Genomic DNA, 20,052 nt, shown 5'->3' on the forward strand with positions numbered 1-20,052 from the left:
CCTTGTCGTACGAGCACGAGCTCCATGTACTCAACCCGGCCACCGAGGAGGTCGTCGCCACCGTTCCGGCCACCACGGCCGAGGACGTGGACGCGGCGGTGGCGCGGGCGGCGACGGCACAGACCGGGTGGGCCGCCCTCGCACCGGGCGACCGCGCCCGGCTCCTGCGCCGGTTCGCCGCGACCGTGGACGAGCACATCGAGGAACTGGCCAGGCTCGAGGTGCGCGAGGCCGGCCACACCGTCGGCAACGCCCGCTGGGAGGCCGGCAACGTACGGGACCTGCTGGACTATGCGGCGGGAGGCGTCGAGCGGCTCACCGGACGTCAGATCCCGGTGGCCGGAGGACTCGACGTCACGTTCCACGAACCCCTCGGCGTGGTGGGCGTGATCGCGCCCTGGAACTTCCCGATGCCCATCGCCGCCTGGGGCACCGCCCCCGCGCTCGCCGCCGGCAACGCGGTGCTCCTCAAGCCCGCCGAGACGACCCCGCTCACCGCCCTCCGCCTCGCCGAACTGGCCTTGGAGGCGGGGCTCCCGGAGGGGCTGTTCCAGGTGCTGCCCGGGCACGGGCCCGTCGCGGGTGACGCGCTCGTCGAACACCCCGGTGTGGCGAAGATCGTGTTCACCGGGTCGACCGCCGTGGGCAAACAGGTGCTGGCGAAGGGCTCGGCCCTGCTCAAGAGGGTCACTCTCGAACTCGGCGGCAAGAGCCCCAACATCGTCTTCGCCGACGCCGACATCGAGGCCGCCGCCGCGGCGACCCCCATGTCGTTCCTCGACAACACCGGCCAGGACTGCTGTGCCCGCACCCGCATCCTCGTGCAGCGGTCCGTGTACGACCGGTTCCTCGGTCTTCTCGCGCCCGCCATCGAGTCCGTCCTCGTCGGCGACCCGGCCGACGAGAGCACCCGGATGGGACCGCTGATCTCCAGGACCCAGCTGGACCGCGTCCGCTCCTACGTCGACCCGAACGCGCCCGGCATCCGCGGCAAGGCCCCCGAAGGCCCCGGTTTCTGGTTCCCGCCCACCGTCCTGACCGGAGTCGAGCCCCACGCGCGCGTGGCCGTCGAGGAGGTCTTCGGCCCGGTGGCCGTGGTGCTGCCCTTCGAGGACGAGGCGGACGCCGTCCGGCTCGCCAACGACACTCCGTACGGCCTCTCCGGCTCCCTCTGGACCCGCGACGTCGGCCGGGCGCTGCGCGTCTCGCGGGCCGTCCGCGCGGGCAACCTGTCCGTCAACTCCCACTCCAGCGTCCGCTACTGGACCCCGTTCGGCGGCTTCAAGCAGTCAGGGCTCGGGCGCGAGCTCGGCCCGGACGCCCTCACCGCCTTCACCGAAACCAAGAACGTCTTCATCAGCACGGAGGCCTGAGCCGCTCATGACCGACATCTCCGCAGACACCATCTGCCGCCGCCTCGTCGGCCGCACCGCCGTCATCACCGGTGCCGGCAGCGGCATCGGCCTCGCCACCGCGCGCCGGCTCGCCTCCGAGGGGGCCCACGTGGTCTGCGGCGACGTCGACGAGACGCGCGGCAAGGCGGCAGCCGAGGACGTGGGCGGCATCTTCGTGAAGGTCGGCGTCACCGACCCCGAGCAGGTCGAGGCGCTGTTCAAGGCCGCGTACGACACGTACGGCAGCGTCGACATCGCCTTCAACAACGCGGGCATCTCACCGCCCGACGACGACTCCATCCTGGAGACCGGCCTGGAGGCGTGGAAGAGGGTCCAGGAGGTCAACCTCACCTCCGTGTACCTGTGCTGCAAGGCCGCCCTCCCCTACATGCGGCGGCAGGGCAAGGGCTCGATCATCAACACGGCGTCGTTCGTGGCCCGCATGGGCGCGGCGACCTCCCAGATCTCGTACACGGCCTCCAAGGGCGGTGTACTGGCCATGTCCCGCGAACTCGGCGTGCAGTTCGCGCGCGAGGGCATCCGCGTCAACGCCCTGTGCCCCGGGCCGGTCAACACCCCGCTTCTCCAGGAGCTGTTCGCCAAGGACCCGGAGCGGGCCGCGCGCCGCCTGGTGCACATCCCGCTCGGGCGGTTCGCGGAGGCCACGGAGATCGCGGCGGCGGTCGCGTTCCTCGCCAGCGACGACTCGTCCTTCGTGAACGCCACCGACTTCCTGGTGGACGGCGGCATTTCGGGCGCGTACGTCACACCCCTCTAGCCCCCCGACCGGCTACAGGAAGGTGCGGCCCTCCCCGCGATACGTCGGCACGGTCGCCGTCACCTCGTCGCCCGCCACGAGGTGCAGCACGTCGAACCGCTCGCAGAGCTCGCCCGCCTTGGCGTGCCGGAACCACACCTTGTCACCGATGAGGAGATCGTCGGCGGGCGCGCCCAGCAGGGGCGTCTGCACCTCGCCCGGACCTTCCTGAGGGTCGTACCTCAGCCCCTCCGGGAGGTACGGGACGGGCAACCGGTCGCGGCCCGCGGCGCCCGAGGCCGGATAGCCGCCGCCCAGCACGGTGACGACGCCGACGCCCGGCCGGCGGACGACGGGCTGCGCGAAGAGCGCGGCCGGACGCCCGCTGAACGAGGTGTAGTTGTCGAAGAGGCGCGGGACGTACAGACCGGACCCGGCCCCGATCTCGGTGACCGCGTCCTCGGCGGCGGTGTGCTGGACACTGCCCGTGCCGCCGCCGTTGACGAACTCCAGGCCGGGCTCCACGGCCCGCACCGCGCGCACGACCTCGGCCCGCCGCTCGGCGAGCTCCTTCCGCGCGGTGGCCTGCATCAGCCGGACGGCCCGCGAGCGGAACGGCCGCCCCGCGAGCGAGTCCCCGACACCGGCGATGTGCCCCTCGTACGCCATGATCCCGACCAGCCTGAACCCGGGCCGCCGGGCGACCGCACGCGCCATCTCGGCGACCTGGGTGGGGGAGTGGAGCGGGGAGCGCCGGGCGCCGACGCGCACACGCCCGCCGAGCAGCTTCAGGGACGTGTCCAACTCCAGGCAGACCCGCACGACTTCGCAGCCGCCCGCGCGGGCGTCGTCGATGAGCTGGAGCTGGGCCGGGTCGTCCACCATGACGGTGACGGCGGCCGCGAGCTTGGGATCACCGGTCAGCTCGGCATAGCCCGAGCGGTCGGTCGACGGGTACGCGAGCAGGACGTCGTCGAAGCCGGACCGCGCGAGCCACAGGGACTCGGCGAGGGTGAAGGACATGATGCCCGCGAAACCCTCGCGCCCCAGGACGCGCTCCAGGAGCGCCCGGCAGCGAACGGACTTGCTGGCCACACGGATCGGCTTGCCGCCCGCCCTGCGGATCATGTCGTCGGCGTTCGCGTCGAACGCGTCCAGATCGACGATCGCGACAGGGGCGTCGAGATGGGCGGTGGCCCGGTCGTAGCGGGCGCGGTCAGCGGCACGGGCAGTCATGAACGCAGCCTGCCAGACTCGGTTACCGCAGGGTAGGGGGATGTTCCGGGCAGATCCTCCCCGACCTGCGGACCGGTTCCCTCTCAGCGCACGTCACCCCGTAAAGTGACGCGAACGCAGGGGGACGACCTCGGCCGGGGATGGTCACGCGTCGGGACGGGTACGGATGCTCGTGGCGGACACCCGGGCAGGCGGCTCCAGAACGACGATCGCTCCCATGGGACGGTCGTACGCCCGGACGGTCTCCGAGGCGGCCTGAGACACGAGGAAACGGGGGGTGCATGAGCACGGAAGCGCGTCGTGCCTCCATCCCCCCACGCCCCACGACTCCACCCCGTCCACCGACGCCCCCATCGACGCCTCCGCGGACGCCGGGTGTGCACGGTTCCGACGCACCCGCGGATGCCGCGACAAGTCCCGTACCGCCCCAGGAGCAGCAGCCGGGCCCCGCCGCGAGGAGCGGTGCGCCGGCGGGCTCCACCTCCACGAGCGCCCCTTTGCCACCTCAGCGACCCGCATCCCCGCCCGCCGCGGCCCCGCAGCGCCCACCGACGGCCGGAGCACCCCCATGCCGCCGTCCGCCCCACCGCGCACGCCGTCGGGTGCGCCCGGTCCGGTGCCGTCACCACAGGGAACCCGTACTCCCGGACCGGCCACCGGAGCGGGGACCCCGCGAGGCGCCGCCCCGGAGGCGCCGCGTGCCTCCCGCGACACGGGTTCCCCGGAACCGGACGGAGCCGGGCAGCGCCCGCGGTTGCACGACTTCCGCCGCGCCGCCGCACCGAGCACCGCCCCGGCCACCCCGCCCCCGCCCCCGCCCCCGCCCGCGGCCTCGTCGCGGTTCCCCGACGCACCGCCGGCGGGCTCCGCAGGGCCCGCGGACGCACCGAACCGGCCGGTCGGCGAGCCGTCCGGCGCTGCCGCCGGCAGTGCTCCGCCCCGGCCCGCGGAGCCGCCGCGTCGTACCGCCCTGCCCGAGGAGACCCTCACCGAGTCGACCACCCGGCTGCGGCCCGTCCGCGACGAGCAGCCGACCGGCTGGACGCCCGCGTCGAGTTCCTCGCGGCGCTCCGTCGAGGCACTGGACCGGGCACTCGGCGGACGCCCGCGACGCCCGTACATCACCTTCGCGTCGCCCGAGACGTACCATCCCGAAACGCACGACGGCACCCGGTCGCGGCACAGCCGCCCCCGCAGGCTGACGGCCGCCACCTGCGTCGTCCTCGGCCTCGGGCTCATAGGCGGGGCGGTGACCGGGAGCTGGCTGACCGGAGACGCGGACGCGGACGGCGACCGTGGCAACTTCGCCGCCGCCGAACAGCTGTGGCACAGCGTGCCCGTCGATCAGCTGTTCCCGCGCACCCTCGACGGCGAGGGCGCCGGACCAGGCGGCGCCGACCGGACCTGGACGCGGATCGCCGTGGCACCCGACACCGGCTGCGAGGACGCCTTCGACCCGCTGCTCCGCAAGGCCCTCGCCCCGGTCGGCTGCCTGCGGCTGCTCCGCGCCACCTACACCGACGCGACCCGCAGTCATGTCACCACCGTGGGCCTGCTCTTCACCACGGCCGACTTCGCCGCCATGGCCTCCCTGAAGTCCCGCTTCGAGAGGGAGGGCCTGGACAGACGCACCGACCTGATGCCCCTCCCGTACGCGGCGCAGGGCACCGTCGCGGACCGGTTCGGCGCCGGCCAGCGTGCCTCCTGGACCCTCTCCGTCCTCACCGACGCGCCGGTCGTGGTCTACGCCGTCTCCGGCTTCGCCGACGGCCGCACCATCACCGAGCCGGAGCCCGCCGAGGAGGCCATGAAGTCCGGCGCCACCAGCGCTCCCGCCCAGTCCGGCCTCGGCCACGAGGCTCAGGGCCTCGCCGACCGCGTCGAACGCGGCTTCCGCAAGACGGTCGCCTCGGCCGGGGACAAGGCCTCATGACCCGTATGACCCTCGTGAAGGCACCCATGAACCGCGGCGCCGGCGCGCTGAGCGTCCTCCTCGCCGCCGCCCTCGCCCTCGTCCCGTCCACCACGGCCCACGCGGACGAGATCCGCTCCCAGCAGTGGGCCCTGGACGCCATGCACGCACGGGAGGCCTGGCGGACCACGAAGGGCGCGGGCGTCACCGTGGCCGTCCTCGACACCGGCGTCGACGACAAGCACCCCGACCTGGCGGGCAACGTCCTGCCCACCAAGGACATGGTCGGTTTCGGGGCGAGCCGCGGCGACGAGACCTGGGCCGTGCACGGCACCTCCATGGCCGGGATCATCGCCGGCCACGGACACGGTCCGGGGCGCGCCGACGGCGTGCTGGGCATCGCCCCCGAGGCCAGGATCCTCCCCGTCCGCGTCATCCTCGAGGAAAAGGACCCCGCCCGCTCCAAGGCCCGCAACACCCGCGGCAACGCCCTCGCCGAGGGCATCCGCTGGGCCGCCGACCAGGGCGCCGACGTCATCAACCTCTCCCTCGGGGACGACTCCAAGTCCGCCCACCCCGAACCCGCCGAGGACGCCGCCGTCGAGTACGCCCTCAAGAAGGGTTCCGTCGTCGTCGCCTCCGCGGGCAACGGCGGCGAGAAGGGCGACCGCATCTCATACCCGGCCGCCTACCCGGGCGTCATCGCCGCCACCGCCGTCGACAAGTACGGCACCCGCGCCTCCTTCTCCACCCGCCGCTGGTACGCCACCGTCAGCGCCCCGGGCGACGACGTCGTCATCGCCTCCCCGGACCGCAGGTACTACGAGGGCTGGGGCACGAGCGCCGCGGCCGCGTTCGTCTCCGGCGCGGTCGCCCTCGTCCGGGCGGCCCACCCCGGTCTGACGCCGGCACAGATCAAGCAGCTCCTGGAGGACACGGCTCGCGACGCCCCGGCGGGCGGCCGGAGCGACTCCTACGGCTTCGGTTTCGTCGACCCGGAGGCCGCGATCAAGGCGGGCGGCAAGCTCGAACCGGAAGGGCTCGACCCGGCTGGTTACGGCCAGAAGTACTTCGGCTCCGGCCCGGATCCGGACCAGGACGGCGGCAGCGCCTTCAGCTGGGCGGCCCCGGTCGCGGGCGGCCTGGGCATCCTGCTGCTGGGCGGGGCGGTAGTGCTCTGGCGGGGCCGGATACGACGGGACCACACGGACCACTACGGCGTCTGAGCCGCAGGAGAGACCGCTCCACCTGCTTCCGGCGCGGAGAAGGGGCCGCTACCGCGGCTGCCGGACCGGCGCCGCCACGGTCTCGACACTTCCGGCGTCCTCCTCCGCGAACACCGACACCGCGGCCTTCGCGGCCGCCTCCACCAGCGCAACACCTTTCGCCTTCGTGGTGTTGCCGTTCGACAGCACCGCCACGAGGTGGTCGTGCCCGTCCACGGTGACGCGCCCGATGCTGTTGATGACCCACAGCCCCGTCGCAGTGCGCGGCAACCACCCGTTCTTCAGGGCGAAGCCGGAACCGGCGGCCGACACGCCCCAGTCCTGGCCCACGGCTATCCGCCCCATCAGCTCCCGCAGATACGCCCGCGAGGCGTCGCTCAGCTCCGACGCGTCCCCGAACACCTGCTGGAGCAGTACGAGTTGATCGGCGGCCGTGGTCCGGGTCAGCCCCCACAGCAGCCCGTCGCCGCCCTCGGTGCCGGTCAGCCCGAAGCGCTCGTTCGCGGCGTCGAGGCCCGCGGCGGAACCGATCGTCTTCCACAGCGCGCTCGCGGACGCGTTGTCGCTGTTCTCGATCATCGCGGCCGCGTACGCCTCCTCCTGCGCGGTGAGCCGCCGGTCCGCGTCCTGCGCCTGGAGGAGCAGCGTCGCCAGGATGTCGACCTTCACGATGCTCGCGGTCTCGAACAGCGCCTTCCCGTACGCCGCGCTCTCCCCGGACTCCATGTCCCGCACGGCCACGGCCAGGCCGGCGCCGTCCTCGACCTCCCCACCCTCCAACGCGGCCGCGAGCAGCGCGTCGTGGTCCACCTCGGGCGCCGCCACCGGTCGCAACGAAGCCTCCTGAGTAGCTTGCCGGGAACTCGCCGGGGCGGGCGCCGAGGGCGAGGACGATGACACAGACGACGATACGGCGCCCTCCGTGCCGTGCGCTCTCCCCATCACATGGACCGTCCCGCCGGCCGTGCCGCTCACGATGACCGCGGCAGCCAGCACGCAGCCCAGGACGGGACGGCGCCGGGCCGACTGAGCGAGGAGGCGGACTGTGCGAGGAGGCATGTCCGCGATGCTGCAGGCCCGCCCTGTGTGCCGGGTTAGCCGGTCGTTAGATGCGTGTGAATGCTGAGAAACCCGTGAGCCCTGTGAACGCAGTGCTTCCGGCCCCGGACATGCCCAGGAGGCTTCCCCCGATAGGGTCGGTGACCGTGGCGAACAAGAACATTCCCGACCCCGGTTTCTCCGACGACGACGGCTCCGCCGACCCTCGGCTGAGTGCGGCGCTCGCGGCCTGGGCCGAGGACCGTACGGCCGTGGGGCCCGTCCTGGAGGCCCTCAGGGGCGCCCGGCTGCTGGTCCCCGTCGTGGCCGTGCTCGGCGAGGTGGAGGAAGACGAGAACGGGCTGCGCCGCGAGAAGAGCAGTGACATGGCCGTACCGACCCTGAAGGCCGGAAACCGCACCGCCCTGCCCGCCTTCACCTCCACCGACGCCCTGGCCCGCTGGGACCCCGCCGCCCGCCCCGTCGCCGTACCCCTGCATCAGGCCCTCCAGGCCGCCGCCCACGAGAAGGCCGACACGATCGTGCTGGACCTGGCCGGGCCGGTGCCGTACGAGCTGACCGGGCCCGCGCTGCTCGCGCTCGCCGAGGGCCGGACCACGACGGATCCGCTCGCCGACCCGGCCGTCGTCGAGGCCGTACGCGAAGCCGTGGCCGCCGAGCCCGCCGTACTGCGCGCCCACCTCGGGCCGGGGCCGGCCGACGGTTCCCTCGCCCTCGTCCTGGACCCGTCCGCGCCCCCGGCCGAGGCCGCGCGGGCCGTCGCGCAGCGCCTCGCCGCCGACGAGACACTGAGGGCCCGCCTGGTGCGCGGCCTCGACCTGGCACTGCTGCCGGCCGGGACCACACCACCGGGCGAGCCCTTGTACGTACGTCCGTGAATCAGCCGCGGATCCCGCCGGGCGGGTGCGTCAGCCGTAGACCGGGCCCGTGTACTTCTCGCCCGGGCCCTGCCCCGGCTCGTCCGGGACCAGCGATGCCTCGCGGAACGCCAGCTGGAGCGACTTCAGGCCGTCGCGCAGCGGAGCCGCGTGGAAGGAGCTGATCTCGGTCGCGGACGCGTCGAGGAGCCCGGCGAGGGCGTGCACCAGCTTGCGGGCCTCGTCCAGGTCCTTGTACTTGTCGCCCTCCTCGGTGAGACCGAGCTTCACGGCGGCGGCGCTCATCAGGTTCACCGCGACCGTTACGATCACCTCGACCGCCGGGACCTCCGCGATGTCGCGGGTCATGCTGTCGAAGTCGGGATCCGAGGCGAAGCCGGGAGAGTCTGCCGAGCCGGTCGGATCTGCGGAGCCGGAGGTGTCGGCCGAGCCCGAGGGGCCCGAGGGGGAGGTGTCACTCATGTCCCACACGATAGGCCCGGCCACCGCGGCGTCCGTGCGCGGGAGGCGCCCGCACGCCGGTTCGCAACGGCCTCCGGTAGCTGCTAGCCTTGTGTGACGACCGGTCGGACACGCCAAGACGAAGTCAGTGTGCCCGGCCCGCAAGTGGAGGCTCCGAACTCCCACCTGACCCTCCTCCGGGACGGCAGGTCACCGGTCAGGCGGCCACCACCGTTCCGTACGGACGGTGGAGTCGCCCGAAGTGCGCCCCGCGGTTCACTGCGGCGGTGCTCCCCGGCAGTCTGGAGCCCCGCCTGTGTCCCGTCCGGGGCATTTTTCATGCGCCGCGATGGTTGGTCCCTATGTCAATCCAGACATACGCGGCGGTCCGCCAGACCGTCGTGGGGTGCTACCGAGGAGGATCCATCAGCGCCGAGCCCCGCATCAACGACCGGATTCGCGTTCCCGAGGTGCGACTTGTCGGTCCCAGTGGCGAGCAGGTCGGCATCGTGCCGCTCGCGAAGGCACTGGAGCTTGCGCAGGAGTACGACCTGGACCTGGTCGAGGTCGCGGCGAACGCCCGTCCGCCCGTGTGCAAGCTCATGGACTACGGGAAGTTCAAGTACGAGTCGGCCATGAAGGCCCGTGAGGCGCGCAAGAACCAGGCGCACACGGTCATCAAGGAGATGAAGCTCCGGCCGAAGATCGACCCGCACGACTACGACACCAAGAAGGGTCACGTCGTCCGGTTCCTCAAGCAGGGCGACAAGGTCAAAATCACGATCATGTTCCGTGGTCGCGAGCAGTCCCGGCCCGAGTTGGGCTACCGACTGCTGCAGCGGCTCGCGGAGGACGTCCAGGACCTCGGTTTCGTCGAGTCGAACCCGAAGCAGGACGGCCGGAACATGATCATGGTTCTCGGTCCGCACAAGAAGAAGACCGAGGCGATGGCCGAGGCCCGTGAGGCGCAGGCGGCCCGCAAGGCGGAAGCGAAGGCCAACCCAGGCCGCTCGCAGAACGCCTCCGATGCCGAGGTACCTGCCGAGGAGCCTGCAGAGGCGTGATTCCCCGGGATGTGAGTCCCAGGGATTCCCTGGGCCGACCGTCCAGGGATGTCAACCGATAGACAGGACGTTCCACCGTGCCCGGTTTCACGACCGGGCACCGGAGCGCCATGACGAGGAGAGAACGGCGCTATGCCGAAGAACAAGTCGCACAGCGGTTCCAGCAAGCGCTTCAAGGTCACCGGCTCGGGCAAGGTGCTCCGTGAGCGCGCCGGCAAGCGCCACCTGCTCGAACACAAGTCGTCCCGCGTGACGCGTCGCCTCACCGGCAACGCCGAGATGGCCCCGGGCGACGCCAAGAAGATCAAGAAGCTTCTCGGCAAGTGATGCGGGTGCGCCTGACGCCTGACGGCGTTCGGCGCCCGCCACCGAGAGACCGGGACCCATTCGTTTCCGGGCCGCGTGAGGACCACCGCGGCCCCGCTACAAGGAGTTAGAGAAGTGGCACGCGTCAAGCGGGCAGTCAACGCCCACAAGAAGCGCCGGGCGATCCTGGAGCAGGCCTCCGGCTACCGCGGTCAGCGTTCGCGCCTGTACCGCAAGGCCAAGGAGCAGGTCACCCACTCGCTGGTCTACAACTACAACGACCGCAAGAAGCGCAAGGGCGACTTCCGTCAGCTCTGGATCCAGCGCATCAACGCTGCTGCCCGCGCCAACGGCATCACGTACAACCGCTTCATCCAGGGTCTGAAGGCCGCGAACGTCGAGGTCGACCGCAAGATCCTGGCCGAGCTGGCCGTCAACGACGCGGGCGCGTTCGCCGCGCTCGTCGAGGTCGCGCAGAAGGCTCTGCCGAGCGACGTCAACGCGCCGAAGGCTGCGTGACGCTGCGTAACGCTGCGCCGGCTTCGGCCGCGTAAGTGACGTGACCCGGACCCGCAGGCCATTCACCGCCTGCGGGTCCGAGTGCGTCCGGGCACGCTTTCCTCCGCGGGGGCGAACGAGCTCGCGTACCGGACCGGGACCGTCGACGTCATCCGCACCACGCCCTCTGCAACTCCCACCCGTACGGACTCCCAAAGGTGCCCCCATGCCCCCGCCCCCGAGCTGATCTCCCCGCGCTCCGCTCGTGTGTCCGCCGCTCGGCGGCTCGCCAAGCGGAACTTCCGAGGCAAGGAGCGGCTGTTCCTCGCGGAGGGGCCGCAGGCCGTGCGGGAGGCGGCCGGACACCGGGTCGAGGGGACGCCCGCGCTCGTCGAGGTGTTCGTCACCGTCGAGGCCGCGGAGCGCTACGCCGACATCGTGGGAGAGGCCCGCACAGCCGGAGCCCGGGTGCACCTCGCGTCCGAGGACGTGATCGCCGACATTTCCACCACGGTGACCCCGCAGGGGCTGGTGGGGGTGTGCCGGTTCCTCGACACGCCCTTCGAGGACGTGCTCAAGGCCCGCCCCAAGCTCGTCGCCGTCCTCGCGCACGTACGGGACCCCGGAAACGCCGGCACCGTACTGCGATGCGCCGACGCGGCCGGGGCCGAGGCGGTCGTCCTCACCGACGCGTCCGTCGATCTCTACAACCCCAAGGCCGTGCGGGCCTCGGTGGGCTCCCTCTTCCATCTGCCCGTCGCCGTCGGCGTGCCCGTCGAGGAGGCCGTGGCGGGGCTCAAGGGTGTCGGTGTGCGTGTTCTCGCCGCTGACGGGGCAGGGGACGACGACCTCGACGACGAACTGGACAAGGGGACGATGGGCGGGCCCACCGCCTGGGTGTTCGGCAACGAGGCGTGGGGGCTTCCCGTGGAGACGCGTGCGCTGGCCGACGCCGTCGTGCGCGTTCCCATCCACGGAAAGGCCGAAAGCCTGAACCTCGCGACCGCCGCCGCCGTATGTCTCTACGCGTCCGCCCGTGCACAGCGCGCCTCCGGCGGGTGCCGTTCCGTCACGCTCGGCTAGTAGGGTGGCGGGCTCGGGGCCCTCTCCCCGGGCTCTCGGCTGCGCTCGAAGCAGGGGGGACCCCCATGCAAGACGAGAGGTGGGGTTCGGGGATGAGTGTCGGCACGAGCAGGGCACCGGGTGCGCGGGACGTGCGCGCCAAGGCCGCGGCCCGGCACGGTGAACCCGCCGAGCTCGGCATCGACCCCGACGACCTCCCGGACGGACTCGTCGTCGCCGACGAGCAGGGCCGTGTCGTCTGCTTCAACGCCGCTGCCGCCCGGATCACCGCCGTCCCCGCCGATGACGCCATCGGACGCCGCCTTGAGGTGGTCCTTCCGTTAGAGGACCTGGAGGGCCGCCGGTGGTGGCAGCTGACCGATCCGTACGGCGGGCTCGCCATCAGGGTCGGGCAGCCCGAGCGGAACCTGTTGCTGCCCGGGGGCCGGGAAGTGCTCGTCTCGGCACGCTATGTCCGTACCGAACCCACCGGGCCCGTCCGCCGCGTCGTCGTCTCGCTCCGTGACACCGAGGCCCGGCGCCGCACCGAGCGCAGCCACGCCGAGCTGATCGCCACAGTGGCCCATGAACTGCGCTCGCCGCTCACCTCCGTCAAAGGCTTCACCGCCACCTTGCTCGCCAAGTGGGAACGGTTCACGGACGACCAGAAGAAGCTGATGCTGGAGACCGTCGACGCCGATGCCAATCGCGTGACGCGGCTCATCGCCGAACTCCTCGACATCTCGCGCATCGACTCCGGTCGGCTCGAAGTGCGCCGCCAGCCCGTCGACATCGGTGCAGCCGTCGGACGGCACATCCAGGCATACGTCGCCGCAGGTCAGCCCGCCGACCGGTTCCTGCTGCGCATCCAGCAGCCGCTGCCCGACCTCTGGGCCGACCCCGACAAGATCGACCAGGTGCTCAGCAACCTGCTGGAAAATGCGGTGCGCCACGGCGAGGGAACCGTCACGATTGACGTCCAGCCCTCGGCGTCCCCCCGGGAAGGGGAAGACGGCGAGAACACAGCTACGTCGGTCACAGTGAGCGACGAGGGCCCCGGCATCCCGGAGGAGTCCATGAACCGCGTCTTCACCCGCTTCTGGCGGGGCAGCAAGCGCGGTGGCACAGGCCTCGGGCTCTACATCGTCAAGGGCATCGTGGAAGCCCACGGCGGCACCATCACGGTCGGCCGGGCCCCCGGCGGCGGCGCCGAGTTCCGATTTACGCTGCCCGTGGGCACTCCGGCGTATCTGCAGTAACGCCGACCGAGGCCCCACGGGCGCATTCACACACCTCAACCCCGTTAGACTCGGCCTTTGGCACCTTTGCGTCCACTACCAGAGACGAATCGTCTCCAGGTCGAAGACGGGGCACATCAGCCAGCCAATCGGAAGCACGGGAAGAGATGTCGGCACCGAATAAGTCGTACGACCCTGTCGAGGTCGAGGCGTTGAAACCGGAAGAGATCGAGCGCATGCGGGACGAGGCGCTCGCCGCCTTCGCCGCCGCGGGCTCCCTCGACGCGCTCCAGGAGGCCAAGGTCGCCCACACCGGCGGCACCTCCCCGCTGGCCCTCGCCAACCGCGAGATCGGCGCCCTGCCCCCGCAGGCCAAGGCCGCCGCCGGCAAGCTGGTCGGCCAGGCCCGCGGAGCCGTCAACAAGGGCCTCGCCGGCCGCCAGGTCGAGCTGGAGGCCGAGCGGGACGCCCGTGTGCTGGTCGAGGAGGCGGTGGACGTCACGCTGCCGTACGACCGGGTACCGGCCGGCGCCCGCCACCCGCTGACCACGCTGTCCGAGCGCATCGAGGACATCTTCGTGGCCATGGGCTACGAGGTCGCCGAGGGCCCCGAGATCGAGGCCGAATGGTTCAACTTCGATGCGCTGAACATCGGGCCCGACCACCCGGCCCGCGGCGAGGCCGACACCTTCTTCGTGCAGACTGCACCCCATAGCGGCTCCGCCGCGGGGTCCGGCCCCGCCGAGTCGGGCGTCGTGCTGCGCACCCACACCTCGCCCGTGCAGATCCGCTCCCTGCTGGACCGGGAGCTGCCGGTCTACGTGATCTGCCCCGGCCGTGTGTACCGCACCGACGAGCTGGACGCCACGCACACCCCCGTCTTCAACCAGGTCGAGCTGCTGGCCGTGGACGAGGGCCTGACCATGGCGGACCTCAAGGGCACCCTCGACCACATGGTCCAGTCGCTGTTCGGCGAGGGCATGAAGACGCGGCTGCGGCCGAACTTCTTCCCGTTCACCGAGCCGTCCGCCGAGATGGACATGTTGTGCTACGTCTGCAAGGGCGAGTCCGTCGGCAACCCGGACCGGCCCTGCCGCACCTGCTCCAGCGAGGGCTGGATCGAGCTCGGCGGCTGCGGCATGGTCAACCCCCGGGTGCTCACCGCCTGCGGCGTCGACCCCCAGAAGTACAGCGGATTCGCCTTCGGGTTCGGTATCGAACGAATCCTGATGTTCCGCCACAACGTCGAAGACATGCGAGACATGGTCGAGGGTGACATCCGGTTCACCCGGCCGTTCGGGATGGAGATCTGATGCGGGTCCCGCTTTCCTGGCTGCGGGAGTACGTCGACCTGCCGGCGACCGAAACCGGCCGTGACGTCCAGGCCAAGCTCATTTCGGCCGGTCTGGAGGTCGAGACCGTCGAACAGCTCGGCGCCGATCTCAAGGGCCCGCTCGTCGTCGGTCAGGTGCTGACCATCGAGGAGCTGGAGGGCTTCAAGAAGCCGATCCGCTTCTGCACCGTCGACGTCGGGACCGCTGGGGGCACCTCCCAGGCTTTCGGCTCTGGGGGAGGCACCGGTGAGCCCCAGGAGATCGTCTGCGGCGCCCGCAACTTCGCCGTCGGCGACAAGGTCGTCGTGGTCCTCCCGGGCGCCGTGCTGCCCGGCGGCTTCGCGATCTCCGCCCGCAAGACGTACGGCCGGAACTCGCACGGCATGATCTGCTCCAGTGACGAGCTCGGCATGGGCGACGACGGCACCAAGGGCATCATCGTGCTGCCGCCGGAGACCGAGGTCGGCAGGGACGCCGTCGAGCTCCTCGAACTGGTCGACGAGGTCCTCGACATCGCCGTCACCCCCGACCGCGGCTACTGCCTCTCCATCCGCGGTGTCGCCCGTGAGACCGCCACCGCCTACGGTCTGCCGCTGCGCGACCCGGCGCTGCTCGACGTGCCGGGACCGAACGCGTTCGGCTACCCCGTCGAGGTCTCCGACCTCGCTGGCTGCGGCCGCTTCACCGCCCGAACCGTCACCGGACTCGACCCGGAGGCACGCTCCCCGATCTGGCTGAAGCGCCGTCTGCAGAAGGTCGGCATGCGCCCGATCTCGCTCGCCGTCGACATCACCAACTACGTGATGATGGAGCTCGGTCAGCCGCTGCACGCCTACGACCGCACCCTGGTCCAGGGCACGATCGGCGTGCGCCGGGCCGAGGAGGGCGAGAAGCTCACCACCCTCGACGGCGTCGTACGCACCCTGCACGCCGAGGACCTGGTGATCACCGACGAGCGCGGCCCCATCGGGCTCGCGGGCGTCATGGGCGGCGCCAACACCGAGATCGCCGACCACGAGGATGTGGAGAACGCCTCCACCGAGGTCGTCATCGAGGCCGCCCACTTCGACCAGGTCTCGATCGCCCGCACCGCCCGACGCCACAAGCTGTCCTCCGAGGCGTCCCGTCGCTTCGAGCGCGGCGTCGACCCGCTGGCCGCGGCCGCCGCCGCCCAGCGCACGGTCGACCTGCTGGTGCTGCTCGCGGGCGGCACCGCGGACGCCGGTGTCACCGAGGTCGTCGCGCCGTCCGCGCCGCGCACGATCACGATCCCGGCCGATCACCCGGACAAGGTCGCGGGCGTCGCCTACGGCCGCGAGACCGTCGTACGCCGCCTCCAGGACGTCGGCTGCGACGTGTACGGGCAGGACGAGCTGATCGTCACCGTGCCGTCCTGGCGGCCCGACCTCACCGACCCGAACGACCTGGCCGAAGAGGTCATCCGCCTGGAGGGCTATGAGAACCTCCCCTCCACGCTGCCCAGGCTGCCCTCGGGCCGCGGGCTGACCCACCGGCAGCGGCTGCACCGTCGCGTCGGCCGGGCCCTGGCCGGTGCCGGGTACGTCGAGGCGCCGAACTACCCGTTCATCAGCGAGCAGGTCTTCGACCAGCTCGGCCTGGACGCCGCCGACCCGGCCCGCCGCGTCGTCAAGCTCGTCAACCCGCTGAACGACGAGGAGCCGGCGCTGCGCACCTCGCTGCTGCCGGGCCTGCTCGGCGCGCTGCGGCGCAACGACGGGCGGGGCTCGCACGACCTGGCCCTGTTCGAGACCGGCCTGGTCTTCCTCCCGCGCGCGGAGCAGCACGTCGCCGCGGCGCTGCCCGTCGACCGGCGCCCGACCGACGAGGAGATCGCGTCGCTGGGTGCCGCGCTGCCCGAGCAGCCGCGCCACGTCGCCGCCGTCCTCGCGGGCGCCCGCGAGCAGGCCGGCTGGTGGGGCAAGGGCCGTCCGGCCGACTGGGCCGACGCGGTCGAGGCCGCCCGGACCGTCGCCCGGGAGACCGGCGCCGAGCTGATCGTCCGCAAGGGCCAGTACGGGCCGTGGCACCCCGGTCGCTGCGCCGAGCTGGTGATCACCGTCGACGGCACCGAGCGGGTCGTCGGTCACGCGGGCGAACTGCACCCGCGCGTGGTGAAGGCCCTGGGCCTGCCCGCGCGCACCTCGGCGATGGAGCTCGACCTGGACGCCCTGGAGCTGGCGGGCGACGGCACCCCGCAGGCGCCGGGCATCTCCACGTTCCCGGTCGCCACGCAGGACGTCGCCCTGGTCGTCGACGAGTCCGTGCCCGCGGCTGAGGTCGAGGCCGCACTGCACGAGGGCGCCGGTGAACTGCTGGAGTCCATCCGGCTGTTCGACGTCTACAAGAACGCCGAGCAGCTCGGCCAGGGGCGGAAGTCCCTGGCTTATGCGCTCCGCTTCAGGGCCGGGGATCGGACGCTGACCGTGGACGAGGCATCCGCGGCCCGTGACGCTGCGGTTGCCCTCGCGGGCGAGCGAACGGGAGCCGTGCTCAGGGGGTGAGCGACGCGGGCAGTGCCGGGGGACTGCGGGTCGTTTGTCGGCCGCGGGTGTGTCGTGACTGGTCGCGCACCCGCGGCGGAGCCGCATGTGGCACTGTCCCGCGCCCCTGACGGGCCGCTCCTGTGCGCCCTTCCACGGCGGTTGGAGCGAGCGCTCGCCCGGCACCTGCGCGAGCGGACCATCGTGGGACCGGACTCCAACAGCCCCGCCGCCAGGAGTTCGTGACGGTACGCCTGCTGGAGATCCGGCGCGACGGCGAGATGCGCGCCCTCACATGCAGTCACCCGATGTGTCCACCGGAGCGCCCACGCCGGCACGCCGTCCGCCCCGCCACGGAGTTCGGGCAGGCAGCTGGGCGGACGGCGTCGATACGGGCCACCGCACTGTATGAGGGGGGAGCCGGCGGCCCGGTCGGCCTCTTACGAGGCATTTCAGTCAACCAGTCCGAAACTCTCCGCGACAGCGCGCACACAGCCCGGATGCGAGCACTCGCTTCACACCCCGTGTGAACGGGAAAGCGTTACGCTGCTGAGCGGCCGGTACCGAGCCACCGGAGGGCACCCATGCAGCCCAACACGCTGCTCGACTCGATCCTCGACGAGGCCGGGGTCTCCCACGCGGGCCTCGCCGCACACGTGAACCAGGCAGGGCGGGCACGCGGTCTCGCACTCAGGTACGAACACACCGCGGTGGCACGGTGGTTGAAGGGCCAGCGCCCGCGCGGACAGGTGCCCGACCTGATCTGCGAGGTGCTCGCCGCCCGGCTGCACCGCACTGTCACCCTCGACGACATCGGCCTCGGCATCCCCGGAGAGCCGGTCAGTTCCCACAGTTCGTCGCTCTCCGGCTTCGTGGAGCGTGCTACCGCGCTGTGGCGCTCCGACGAACAGCAGCGCCCGCACATCCTCGGCGCCCCGGCCGTCACCGGAACCCCCGCTGTGATGCCCGTGTGGGAGTGGGAGAACCCGCCCGAGGACGTGGACGTCTCGCGCGGCGGCCGGCAGCAGGTCAGCATGGCCGACATCGAGATGCTGCGCGCGGCCCGCACCCACTACGAGCAGATGTACCGCAAGGCGGGCGGCATAGCGACGCGCACCCGCATCGTCGGCTTCCTCAACGCCGAGGCCGCGCCACTGCTGCGGGGCAGCTACACCGATGCCACGGGGCGTCAACTCCACCGTGCCACGGGCGGGTTGGTGGCCGTCGCGGGTATCTGCGCATACGACTCCGACGCCCATGGGCTCGCCCAGCGCTACTTCCACCAGGCGCTGCGGCTCGCGAAGGCCAGCGGGGACCGGGGGCTCGGCGCGTATGTGATAGCGCTGCTCGTGAACCAGGCGCTGTTCATGAAGGAGTACCGGCAGGCGGTCGCCTTCGCGGAGGCCGCGCTGCGCGCCGCGGGCAAGCACATCACCCCGGCGCTCGCCTCGGACCTGTACGCGATGCAGGCCAAGGCGTACGCGCACCTCGGCGACGGCACGAGCGCGCTGTCCTGCATCCGGCGTGCCGAGCAGGCCGCCGAGCGCATCCGGCGCGGGTACGAGCCGGCCGAGACCGGCTATGTCCAGCCCGGCCTGGTCAACGTACAGGTGGCGGAGGCCCTGCTCAGCCTCGGCGACCTGACGGCCGCCGCCGAGCACGCCACCGCCGCGGTGGGCACGCCGGCGCACGACCGGGGGCGCGTCCACCGGCTCGCCATGCTCAGCCAGATCGAGCTGCGGCAGGGCAACGCCGACAAGGCGGTGGCGACCGCCGTCGAAATGGCCGAGACGGCGAGAGGGATGGAGTCACAGCGGCTGCGCGACAGACTGCGGGCGGTGCGCGAGCACCTGGCGCGCAGTGGCCGCGCGGGCACGGCGGAGGCCGCCGAACTCATCGACGGGGCACTGCGCGTACCGCTCTAGCGTGGAGGCCGTACCGAGGAAGACCGAGCCCTCGGCGCGCCCGAGCCCGGAACGTACGCGAACACGGCGCGCGCTCCGCTGTGCCGTGAGCAGGCCGCCATGCGCTCACCGTACGCCTGCTGTCAGGCTTCTCCTGCTGCGATATTGCCACTTACTCGGCGGAAGGTGGCAGAACCGTGCAGTGGACGAAACAGAACGAACAAACTGTCTATGAAAATCGCTGGTTCAGCGTCAATCTCGCAGATGTGGAGCTGCCGGACGGGCGGCACCTCGATCACTTCCTGATCCGGCTGCGGCCCGTGGCCGTGGCGACGGTGGTGAACGAGGCGAGCGAGGTGCTGCTGCTGTGGCGGCACCGCTTCATCACCGACAGCTGGGGATGGGAGCTCGCCGCGGGCGTGGTCGAGGACGGCGAGGACATCGCCGAGGCCGCGGCCCGTGAACTGGAGGAGGAGACCGGCTGGCGGCCGGGACCTCTGCGTCACCTGATGAGCGTCGAGCCCTCCAACGGGCTCACCGACGCCCGGCACCACATCTACTGGGCCGACGAGGGCACCTATGTCGGCCACCCCGTGGACGACTTCGAGTCCGACCGCCGGGAGTGGGTTCCCCTCAAGCTCGTTCCCGACATGGTCGCCCGCGGCGAGGTCCCGGCCGCCAACATGGCGGCCGCGCTGCTCCTCCTGCATCATCTGAGGCTCGGACAGGACGCCTTGCCCTGATCCCCCACGGCGTCCGGCGAGTCAGCGGCCGACAGCCTGCCAGATCGTCACGACGAGCGCGCCCGTGGCCGTGAGCGCCGCCACCGCGGGCAGCGGCCAGCGGGTGTGCTCCAGGGCGACGATCCGTGCGCTCAGGTCGTCGACCTCCTTGGCGGTCTGCTCGGTTTGGTGACTGAGCAGGGTGATCCCTCCCTCCACGCGGGCATGCGCCACGTCGAGGCGGCGGCGTAACTCTGCGAGTTCACCGTGGACCACGGGATGTTCGGGGTCGGTGGCCACGACTTCCACTCCTTTCTGTAGTCGTCTCATCACTTGCGCGCGCACGAGCAGTCAACTCGCCTGGTGGGCGCGTGGGGAGCGTGTGCGAAGGGCATATGCGTGCCCGGCGCGCACACGGTGTGTGAAATCGGTGGGCCCGGCACCTGTCCTCGGTGCCGGGCCCACGGAGATCTCAAGTTCTACGGAAAGTAATCATGTTGACCTGACATCAGGCCGAGAG

Annotated in this window: 18 protein-coding genes; 14 read left to right on the forward strand and 4 right to left on the reverse strand. The window is 71.8% G+C overall.

The window, feature by feature from the left end:
• Positions 1–2: 2 nt before the first annotated feature.
• Positions 3–1,373 carry an aldehyde dehydrogenase gene (locus E0500_RS35395; RefSeq protein WP_131571955.1) on the forward strand — a complete coding sequence of 457 codons (1,371 nt, stop codon included), beginning with the start codon at positions 3–5 and terminating at the stop codon, positions 1,371–1,373.
• 7 nt (positions 1,374–1,380) lie between these two features.
• Entirely contained in the window at positions 1,381–2,172 is a 792-nt protein-coding gene (locus E0500_RS35400) for a 3-oxoacyl-ACP reductase (RefSeq protein ID WP_131571954.1), read from the forward strand.
• A gap of 12 nt (positions 2,173–2,184) precedes the next feature.
• On the opposite strand, the gene E0500_RS35405 is transcribed toward E0500_RS35400, so the two are convergent.
• A complete protein-coding gene (locus E0500_RS35405; RefSeq protein ID WP_131571953.1) occupies positions 2,185–3,387 on the reverse strand; it encodes an amino acid deaminase/aldolase in 1,203 nt (400 codons plus the stop codon).
• Between the two features lie 568 nt (positions 3,388–3,955).
• Between E0500_RS35405 and E0500_RS35410 the strand changes: the two genes are divergently transcribed.
• Both E0500_RS35410 and mycP read left to right on the forward strand, forming a co-directional pair.
• Positions 3,956–5,320 (forward strand): hypothetical protein, encoded by a 1,365-nt coding sequence (locus tag E0500_RS35410; RefSeq protein ID WP_258573732.1) that lies wholly within the window; start codon positions 3,956–3,958, stop codon positions 5,318–5,320.
• Positions 5,317–6,525 (forward strand): type VII secretion-associated serine protease mycosin, encoded by a 1,209-nt coding sequence (gene mycP / locus E0500_RS35415; protein WP_131567713.1) that lies wholly within the window; start codon positions 5,317–5,319, stop codon positions 6,523–6,525. Before E0500_RS35410 ends, mycP begins: the two co-directional genes overlap by 4 nt.
• A gap of 48 nt (positions 6,526–6,573) precedes the next feature.
• Here mycP and E0500_RS35420 read toward each other — a convergent pair whose 3' ends face one another.
• Positions 6,574–7,584 carry a serine hydrolase gene (locus E0500_RS35420; RefSeq protein ID WP_131567711.1) on the reverse strand — a complete coding sequence of 337 codons (1,011 nt, stop codon included), beginning with the start codon at positions 7,582–7,584 and terminating at the stop codon, positions 6,574–6,576.
• A 146-nt stretch (positions 7,585–7,730) separates the two neighbouring features.
• On the opposite strand from E0500_RS35420, the gene E0500_RS35425 reads away from it, so the two are divergent.
• Positions 7,731–8,462 carry an SseB family protein gene (locus E0500_RS35425; protein WP_131567708.1) on the forward strand — a complete coding sequence of 244 codons (732 nt, stop codon included), beginning with the start codon at positions 7,731–7,733 and terminating at the stop codon, positions 8,460–8,462.
• Positions 8,463–8,492: 30 nt separating this feature from the next.
• On the opposite strand, the gene E0500_RS35430 is transcribed toward E0500_RS35425, so the two are convergent.
• On the reverse strand, positions 8,493–8,924 hold the full coding sequence (locus E0500_RS35430) for a DUF1844 domain-containing protein (protein WP_398639530.1): 432 nt from the start codon (positions 8,922–8,924) through the stop codon (positions 8,493–8,495).
• A gap of 341 nt (positions 8,925–9,265) precedes the next feature.
• On the opposite strand from E0500_RS35430, the gene infC reads away from it, so the two are divergent.
• The 9 genes from infC to E0500_RS35475 all read left to right on the forward strand — a co-directional run bounded on the left by infC (position 9,266) and on the right by E0500_RS35475 (position 19,553).
• A complete protein-coding gene (infC, locus tag E0500_RS35435; RefSeq protein WP_181587340.1) occupies positions 9,266–9,967 on the forward strand; it encodes a translation initiation factor IF-3 in 702 nt (233 codons plus the stop codon).
• A gap of 132 nt (positions 9,968–10,099) precedes the next feature.
• On the forward strand, positions 10,100–10,294 hold the full coding sequence (rpmI, locus tag E0500_RS35440; RefSeq protein ID WP_003989075.1) for a 50S ribosomal protein L35: 195 nt from the start codon (positions 10,100–10,102) through the stop codon (positions 10,292–10,294).
• Positions 10,295–10,408: 114 nt separating this feature from the next.
• Complete coding sequence (rplT, locus tag E0500_RS35445) at positions 10,409–10,792, forward strand: 50S ribosomal protein L20 (protein ID WP_004002577.1); 384 nt, start codon at positions 10,409–10,411, stop codon at positions 10,790–10,792.
• Between the two features lie 246 nt (positions 10,793–11,038).
• Complete coding sequence (locus E0500_RS35450) at positions 11,039–11,854, forward strand: RNA methyltransferase (RefSeq protein ID WP_309505274.1); 816 nt, start codon at positions 11,039–11,041, stop codon at positions 11,852–11,854.
• A gap of 92 nt (positions 11,855–11,946) precedes the next feature.
• Positions 11,947–13,092 (forward strand): ATP-binding protein, encoded by a 1,146-nt coding sequence (locus E0500_RS35455; RefSeq protein WP_131567703.1) that lies wholly within the window; start codon positions 11,947–11,949, stop codon positions 13,090–13,092.
• Between the two features lie 146 nt (positions 13,093–13,238).
• Positions 13,239–14,384 (forward strand): phenylalanine--tRNA ligase subunit alpha, encoded by a 1,146-nt coding sequence (gene pheS / locus E0500_RS35460; RefSeq protein WP_131567701.1) that lies wholly within the window; start codon positions 13,239–13,241, stop codon positions 14,382–14,384.
• Positions 14,384–16,927, forward strand: a complete 2,544-nt coding sequence (gene pheT / locus E0500_RS35465; RefSeq protein WP_131567698.1) for a phenylalanine--tRNA ligase subunit beta — start codon at positions 14,384–14,386, stop codon at positions 16,925–16,927. The genes pheS and pheT overlap by 1 nt, the downstream gene beginning before the upstream one ends.
• A gap of 563 nt (positions 16,928–17,490) precedes the next feature.
• Entirely contained in the window at positions 17,491–18,831 is a 1,341-nt protein-coding gene (locus tag E0500_RS35470; RefSeq protein ID WP_131567695.1) for a transcriptional regulator, read from the forward strand.
• A 176-nt stretch (positions 18,832–19,007) separates the two neighbouring features.
• Positions 19,008–19,553 (forward strand): NUDIX domain-containing protein, encoded by a 546-nt coding sequence (locus E0500_RS35475; protein ID WP_131567693.1) that lies wholly within the window; start codon positions 19,008–19,010, stop codon positions 19,551–19,553.
• Positions 19,554–19,574: 21 nt separating this feature from the next.
• On the opposite strand, the gene E0500_RS35480 is transcribed toward E0500_RS35475, so the two are convergent.
• Positions 19,575–19,832, reverse strand: a complete 258-nt coding sequence (locus E0500_RS35480) for a hypothetical protein (RefSeq protein WP_131567691.1) — start codon at positions 19,830–19,832, stop codon at positions 19,575–19,577.
• Positions 19,833–20,052 lie beyond the last annotated feature (220 nt).

Source organism: Streptomyces sp. KM273126 (assembly GCF_004337435.2).
GTDB lineage: Bacteria > Actinomycetota > Actinomycetes > Streptomycetales > Streptomycetaceae > Streptomyces > Streptomyces acidicola.